Here is a 6,893-nt window from a genome sequence, read left to right on the forward strand (position 1 = left end):
CTTGGCTCCTCGATCCGACAAAGCTCTTTGCGCCAACGGAACAACTGGCTGACATGGATCCCGGCCGCGCGGGCAATCTCCGAGATGACCGCGTCTGGCTCAAAGCACGCAGCGACGAGCCGCTCTTTATCTTCGCGTGACCAGCGCCGACGGCGCTCTACGGAGGTGATCACCTCAATTGCATGCTTCGTCATATGACTACTCCTAGTGTTACCACTAGGACTGGCAGTCAGAAGGCCGTCATCGCAAGACGGCCTTCACCGTGGGCTTACGTAAGAACCCACCACACTGTCTGTACAGGACTGCCCGCCCTCAAAGGCTCCCGCAGCCGTTTCGGTGATTGTTGTGCCTCTATCGGCGCCGGTTCTACTTCTTGATTGAAATTGAAATCTGCGATAGTGCTAATATTGAGGTGCGTACCTCAAATTTAGAAGCAGCTCAAATGCGGACAGAGAAAAACAATCGATATGTCAGCAATATCCAAGGCGTTTTCGTCTGGTGAAGCTGATGGGAACAACGGGGCAACGTCACAAGGGTGAGGATGATGACGGCGTTTGAACTTGATCCGGAATTTGCAATAACAGATGAGCCATCGCTTCGAGGATTGTTCGAGGCGACCCACGCGCTGGCGATATTGAAGTGTCAGGACACCATTGGCGAGCATGCGCGGGAATTTATCAGACGCTCTCCGTTCCTGTGCATAGGAACGCAGAATCTGGCGGGAAGTGCTGACGTAAGCCCTCGTGGCGACCCTGCGGGGTTCGTCAAGATTCTTGATGAACGCACACTCGCGATACCGGATCGGCCGGGTAACAATCGTCTGGATACGTTGACCAATATCATTGCCAATCCAAGCGTCGGGCTGTTGTTTGTCATACCGGGATTTGACGACACGTTGCGTGTGAACGGGCAGGCAAAGCTCGCAACCGACCCGGAACTTCTGAGAAGCATGAGCATCAATGATCGTGCGCCCAAACTCGCGATTGTCGTCAGGGTGAGTGAGGTTTTCATGCATTGCGCCAAGGCGTTTCGGCGGTCTCATTTGTGGAGCCCGGATCATTTTCAGGATCGCTCCGAGATGCCGTCGCTCATCAAAATCATCCTTGACGAAACGACGGGGGCGCCCAGCAACAAGGATGAGATGCGGAAATTGGATGACGATCTGGAAAAGGACTACCAGAGAACACTTTATTAGCTATTTTCGAGGGGAGGCGGTGCGGCTCCTGTTGTCTTCAGCAGCCCTGAAAGGGATCATGCGCCGAAGCGTTGGATCTTTGCGGACGAAATGGTGCCACAGCGCTGCTGCCACATGAAGAACGACGATAACTGCGGCAAGATAGGCCAGAGTGGCGTGAACCTCAGTCCAGAAAGCCTCGGCTTGGTCGGAGATCGCCATGGGTAGTCCTGGCACGACGACAAGATCAAAGACATAACTGGGGATCTGCAGAGGAGACGTCGACGCGACGGCCCAACCGGCAAGGGGAACGGCGAGAGTAAGGAACAGCAGCGCGGCGTGAGCCGACCGTGCGGCCAACCTCGAAGCCATCCCTTCACCATCCAGAGCCCGCGGTTTCCTGCTGAAAATCGACCAGATGAAGCGGGGGGCGGCGAGGGCCAGAACCAGAAACCCAATCGACTTGTGATACTGAAAAAGATTGAACTGAAGCACCGGATCGATGTCGCGGCTCATAAAATATCCCAGCGCAAGCTGCGCGAGGAATAGGAGCGCGATCGTCCAATGGAAAACGATCGCCACCAAACCAAAGGAGGCGGGCGTGTTTCGCCATCTCCTTACGCCGCTCGTCGCTCTATCGGAATGACCCTTGAGATATTGCATCGGCTAACTCAGCTGTTGATAGGTGTCTTTGGCAATAGCGTCCATGCGGTCGGACGGCAGGCTGCCGACCAGAGCGCAGCGGATTGTTTCGTCATCCCAGGACACTGTTTCCAGCGCGTCGACATTGGAGCGCCGCATGGCGGTATCGCTCGTTTCAGCCGCAGCCACGATGTAAAGAGTGACACGCTGCCCACTTTTGTCTTCATACATCAGTTGAGCTGCGGCGCCTTCGGAACTGGGCAGCACCCGGCCGCCGACAAGGGACAAGCCATGGTGGGTGAGGTCCGGCACGTTCAGTTTACGGTCGAGCCGTTTTGACAGCCATTTCGGCAGGCTGGAACCGTTCTCGGCATCAGCCCGAACTTCGACCGGGTGCAGAACCTCGCTAGCAAACAACTTATGCGCCTGCGTCGCATCCGCCACGATGGAATGGGCAGGTGCCTCGACCTCCGACACAAGTCCGCGCCCGAACCAGCCACCTGTCAGTCCAACTGCCAGAACGAGAACGGAAGCCGCTGCCAGATTGCGCCAATTTGCACGCTCCGATCGCAAGCGACGCTCCATCCGATAAACATCGAGGCGCTCGGGTAAAACATCGACATCAGCAGGACGATAGAGAGCCGTAAGTGTCGCATTCTGCCGCTGCCATATCTCGACCTTGCGCGCATCGGCCGGATTGGAGGCGAGGTGGGAGCGAACGGCATCACGTCGCTGGTCTTCGAGCTGCCCGTCGACATAGGATATCAGATCGGCTTCGGTTATCTGCGGCTCGTTGCCAGTCATTTTATCACCTTGAGATTTGGCTTGTCTTCCTGGGTCATACGGGCCAAGGCTGTTCGGGCGCGCCCCAGACGGGACATTAAAGTGCCCAACGGAATTTCCAGAACCTTTGCCGCTTCCGCATAACTCAGACCTTCGACGACGACGAGGAGGAGGGCCTCCCGCTGCTCACCGGACAGTTTTTCGATGGCACGGGCCATTTCGGCAAGCATGATCCGGCCCGTCTGCGGCGCCGGCACAAACATCTGTTCGGCAACATCATCAATCGGGATTTGCGAGGGCCGGCGGTTTCTGCCGCGCAGATTGTTGCGGTAAATGTTGACAAGCACACGGTACAACCATGGACGTAACGGCCCCTGCGGCCGCCACAGCGCCTTTTTGCGGATCGCTCTTTCCAGGCAGTCCTGAACGAGATCGTCAGCCGTGTCACGGTCGTGCGTGAGCGCATTCGCGTAACGTCGAAGCGCCGGTATGCAACTTGTGATCTCGTCAAGAAAATCAGGCATGGGTGCTATTCCTTGGCAACGTGCCAGACGCCACCAATACCATCACCCGTGACATCGCCGGGCTTCTTGTCCATCTGCCAATGATACAGCGGCTTTCCATCATGCGACCACTGCATCGTGCCATCCCTGCGGGCGAGTGGTCTGTAGTCGCCATCCGCCTTGTCGGTTTTGGCAGCCGCAAGCGGCGGACATTTCTTCGCGCAGCCGTCATAGCAGGCTGACGAGCCATTGCCATCATTGTCGAACGTATAAAGGGTCATGCCCTTGGCGTCAGTCAGGATCGTGCCCTTTGCCGTCGCCATTTCAACCACCGCGCCACCGGCATATGGTTCGGCAAGCGCGGCAGTGGAGGCGAGCGCGAGAGCGCCTGCCAGAATGAAATGATGTTCACGCATGAGATCGTCCTTTGAGAGGTAACGGTGCGGACACCATGTCCGATACAAGACAGAACACCGGCCAGCGACAATTAATCCCGTCCCGCCGATTTTTTTGACGTTCCGTCGTTTTATCTGACGCCCTTCAAATCTATGTCGAAGGCAACCGTGTTTGAATAGAGCGGCACGCCAACACCCATGCCATAGGGCAGGCGAGGGATATTTCCGGTGACATGGAAGGTGACAGAACCCTTTTGATGCTCAACGAATGTTGCGTGAAACGTCTCGGCTCTGGAGACGCCTCGGGCCGTGAGAACGCCTTCAACGACCGCGCTGCGCGGCCCGTCCTGCGTAACGCGGTTGGAGCGAAACACGATCTGCGGATAGGCGGCGATGTTGAAAACTGCGCTGGACCGCAGGAAATTTTCCACCCGCTCCTGGCCTGTCTTCACGCTGGAAGGGTTCAAACTGATTTCCACATAGGACTTGGACGGTTGGTCCGGATCGATATCGAAGCGGCCGGATATATCGGGAATAGTGCCGTTGATGCCCGGACCGGCAACCTGTGCAATCGAAAATCCGATGTGCGAGGCGGGATCGATACGGTAACGTCCGGCGGCGGACGAAAACGGGCTTGCAGATACAGGCGTGCAGGCCAATGCCGCAATGACGAGAGTGATGGAGTAAGGGTACTTCATGGCGCAGGCTCCTTCATGAGTACGTGGTCGTACCCGTGAGAACACCGCTGGCTACTATTTAATCCCCATCAGTTCCGACAGATCATCAAAATCTTTGCCGCATCAGCCAAAGCATGGGCATTTCGTCAGCAATGTCTTTCATGGGTTCAAAGCCCACTCAAAGATAGGTGCTTTCTCTAAATCCTTTGCTCGCTATTGTGCTCAAGCGAGGTACAGAGTGTCTAGGCGGCGCTGATGAAGGTGAGTCGCTCGGGACCATAGAAAGTTTCATCAGCTTACTGCATACGATGTCAAAGCTGGTTAGAGGCGCGACTTCGCCAGCTGTTTAGAAACGCGACACAGGCACCGACGGTCAGCCCCCGATCCGACCGGCTGGGCCGGGTTGCAAGGGAGGAGCGGGGGCGGGTGAGGGAATGCCTATTCGGCTTTAGCTTCCTCAGCAGGGTGCATAATCTGCCTTGGCAATCAACAGGCATTCCGGGTATGAGATCAAACCCTAAGTGCAGGATAATCCCACGATGACTGCAAACGGCGACGGGCCTCTTTTACAAGGTCAAGGTAGTCTGCCCTGAAGGGTGCAACCAGCTGCTTTTCGAGACCGGCAAGCAGTCCGTGCAGCACAGCGCATTCGGCAGGGCTCTCGAAACAGGACGCGCTTGGCGTGGGAGCGCTGCTCTCTTTGCACCAACGAGAAAGAAGCTCAAAAAGAACCAGAGCTTCGTCTGGAGCAAGGTGGATTTGTGTATGATCGGAAGAAGTTTGTTGTTCGTCTTTCATAACGCGAAACTCGCATGCGCCGCTGACGTCTGCAATAGACCGCTGGCATTCAACGTCGCCAGTTCATTCCGCCGCTTCCATCCGCGCCAGCGCCTTCTGCCTTTTGGCAATCACCTCCTGGTCGTCCATGAAGTCCGTCCGCCGGCCGGGCTTGCGGCCGCGCTTCTGATAACCGTTGCTCTGGCTGCCATCGCGAATGCCGAACATATGATCCGTCTGGCCGGTGCGGCGAGGGCCGCTCTTGCTGCGCTGCTGTTCCCGCCCGGCCTGCATCTCGGCCACGATCAACATCATGTCGTCCAGCCGCTTGTTCTCGACCACTGCGGATCGGTGCACTGATCGCAACTTATCAAAGGTTCTGTAGGGTAGGGTGAAGCTCTCGTGCATGATATCGAGGCGACCGTCCGGATAGTCGCAGACGACGACCTTCTTTCCCGCCAGCGCATTGGCCTGTTCTGTTGGATCGAGGATAAATAACACCTTGTCGTAGCGCAACGTCAGTGCCTGCGACAGCGTGCGCACTTCCTTGCGGCACATGGCGCCGTCAAGGTTCTCATGGTCGGCCAGAGGACGATGCATGTCTTTCGGATTGCGTGGCGGCTTGCCAAAACGCGCGTTGAAATCCGCCATGAACTCCGGCGCATAGGCATTGGCAGCCTCAATCGTATCGATGCCGCGAAGCCGCATCTCCTTGACCAGCCGATCCTGCAGCGTCTGGTTGGCACGTTCCACCCGACCCTTGGCCTGCGGGGTGTTGGCGCAGATGATATCGATGTTGAGCTCATAGAGCGCCCGGCCGAACTGCGTCAGACCGCTTGCCCTGTCCTTCTTCGACGGATGCGTCGATCGAAAGACACCATGTTTGTCGCTGTAGAAAGCCAGCGGCTTGCCCCATTGCTGCAGATAAGCCTTCGTCGCATGCAGATAGTCGAACGTGTTCTCCGATCCGGCAAAGCGAAGATGCAAGAGCTTGCCTGTGGCGTCATCGATGTAGACGAGCAGGGCGCATTTGGGGCCGCGGTTCTCTAACCACCAGTGATGCGAGCCATCGATCTGCACCAGTTCGCCAAAGCAATCGCGCCGGCCGCGTGGTTGGAAAACCCGCTTCTTGCGTTCGCGACGCGAGACCCAGATGCCAGCCTCGGTCATCCATTGCCGCAGCGTCTCCTTGGCGACAGAGATCCGGTGCAACTCGATCAGCTTCTCCCGCGCCAGCGTCGGGCCGAAATCCAGATAGCGTTCGCGGATCAGATCCAGCGCCGCATTGCGAAACTCCTCGCTGTGGCGCCGATTGCTTGGCCGCGCTCGCTTCTTCGAAACCAGACCGGCCGCACCAGAGTGGTCATAGGCCTGCAGCAGCCTGTGCACCTGACTTCGGCTGAGGCCAAGCAGCTCAGCGGCCTGGACGACGCACAGGCGCTGATCACGGATCTTCTGAATAACTTCGAGGCGATGCAATTCTTTCTGCGACATGGTGATCAAACAGGACATGACGACTCCGACCGCACATGGTCTCGACCAGGTTGAAGGTCGTCATCCTTGCTCCCAACGTTGGCATTGACCAGAACATCGAGAGGCGAGACTGTCGCATCTCTAACTGGCCCAACTGTCGCATTACTAAATAGCCGCTACATACGATGTGGCGGCAAGGTTGAAATGTCGCGAATCGTGCAAAGTTAAAATGTCATCTGTCGCTCTGCCAGCCAGTTAGAAATGCGACACTGGCTCAAACAATCAGCCCCCGACCGGACCGGCTGGGCCGGGTTGCAAGGGTAGGGAGGGGGCGGGTGATGGAACACACCCTTCGGCTTTAGCTTTCTCACTCCAAAGCACTTTTCGTCGCGTCATGGTCAGCCGTTGACAGCGCCATAAGCTACAATCAGATTCACCTTGGCTTCGCCAGATGAGAGGGAAGGGCATG

The 6,893-nt window shown here is 57.0% G+C and carries 9 protein-coding genes; 1 reads left to right on the forward strand and 8 read right to left on the reverse strand.

Going from position 1 to position 6,893, the window contains the following annotated elements:
- Positions 1-194: transposase (locus F617_RS27470; protein WP_034502658.1), on the reverse strand; the 194-nt coding region annotated here is incomplete at its 3' end.
- Between the two features lie 350 nt (positions 195-544).
- Between F617_RS27470 and F617_RS0126645 the strand changes: the two genes are divergently transcribed.
- Positions 545-1,195 carry a pyridoxamine 5'-phosphate oxidase family protein gene (locus F617_RS0126645; protein ID WP_013636066.1) on the forward strand — a complete coding sequence of 217 codons (651 nt, stop codon included), beginning with the start codon at positions 545-547 and terminating at the stop codon, positions 1,193-1,195.
- Here F617_RS0126645 and F617_RS0126650 read toward each other — a convergent pair whose 3' ends face one another.
- The 7 genes from F617_RS0126650 to F617_RS0126675 all read right to left on the reverse strand — a co-directional run bounded on the left by F617_RS0126650 (position 1,196) and on the right by F617_RS0126675 (position 6,463).
- Positions 1,196-1,837: a cytochrome b gene (locus F617_RS0126650; protein ID WP_026331090.1), complete on the reverse strand. Its 642-nt coding sequence runs from the start codon at positions 1,835-1,837 to the stop codon at positions 1,196-1,198.
- 3 nt (positions 1,838-1,840) lie between these two features.
- Positions 1,841-2,620 (reverse strand): anti-sigma factor, encoded by a 780-nt coding sequence (locus F617_RS0126655; protein ID WP_019567423.1) that lies wholly within the window; start codon positions 2,618-2,620, stop codon positions 1,841-1,843.
- Positions 2,617-3,123, reverse strand: coding sequence for a sigma-70 family RNA polymerase sigma factor (locus F617_RS0126660; protein WP_019567424.1), 507 nt, complete (start codon positions 3,121-3,123; stop codon positions 2,617-2,619). Before F617_RS0126660 ends, F617_RS0126655 begins: the two co-directional genes overlap by 4 nt.
- A 5-nt stretch (positions 3,124-3,128) precedes the next feature.
- Positions 3,129-3,518 carry a hypothetical protein gene (locus F617_RS0126665; RefSeq protein WP_019567425.1) on the reverse strand — a complete coding sequence of 130 codons (390 nt, stop codon included), beginning with the start codon at positions 3,516-3,518 and terminating at the stop codon, positions 3,129-3,131.
- 110 nt (positions 3,519-3,628) lie between these two features.
- Positions 3,629-4,195 (reverse strand): YceI family protein, encoded by a 567-nt coding sequence (locus tag F617_RS0126670; RefSeq protein ID WP_019567426.1) that lies wholly within the window; start codon positions 4,193-4,195, stop codon positions 3,629-3,631.
- Between the two features lie 489 nt (positions 4,196-4,684).
- Complete coding sequence (locus tag F617_RS28230; protein WP_075807477.1) at positions 4,685-4,972, reverse strand: hypothetical protein; 288 nt, start codon at positions 4,970-4,972, stop codon at positions 4,685-4,687.
- Between the two features lie 63 nt (positions 4,973-5,035).
- Entirely contained in the window at positions 5,036-6,463 is a 1,428-nt protein-coding gene (locus F617_RS0126675) for an ISNCY family transposase (protein WP_019567427.1), read from the reverse strand.
- Positions 6,464-6,893: the final 430 nt, after the last annotated feature.

This window comes from Agrobacterium sp. 10MFCol1.1, from assembly GCF_000381165.1.
GTDB classification, from domain to species: Bacteria; Pseudomonadota; Alphaproteobacteria; order Rhizobiales; family Rhizobiaceae; genus Agrobacterium; species Agrobacterium tumefaciens.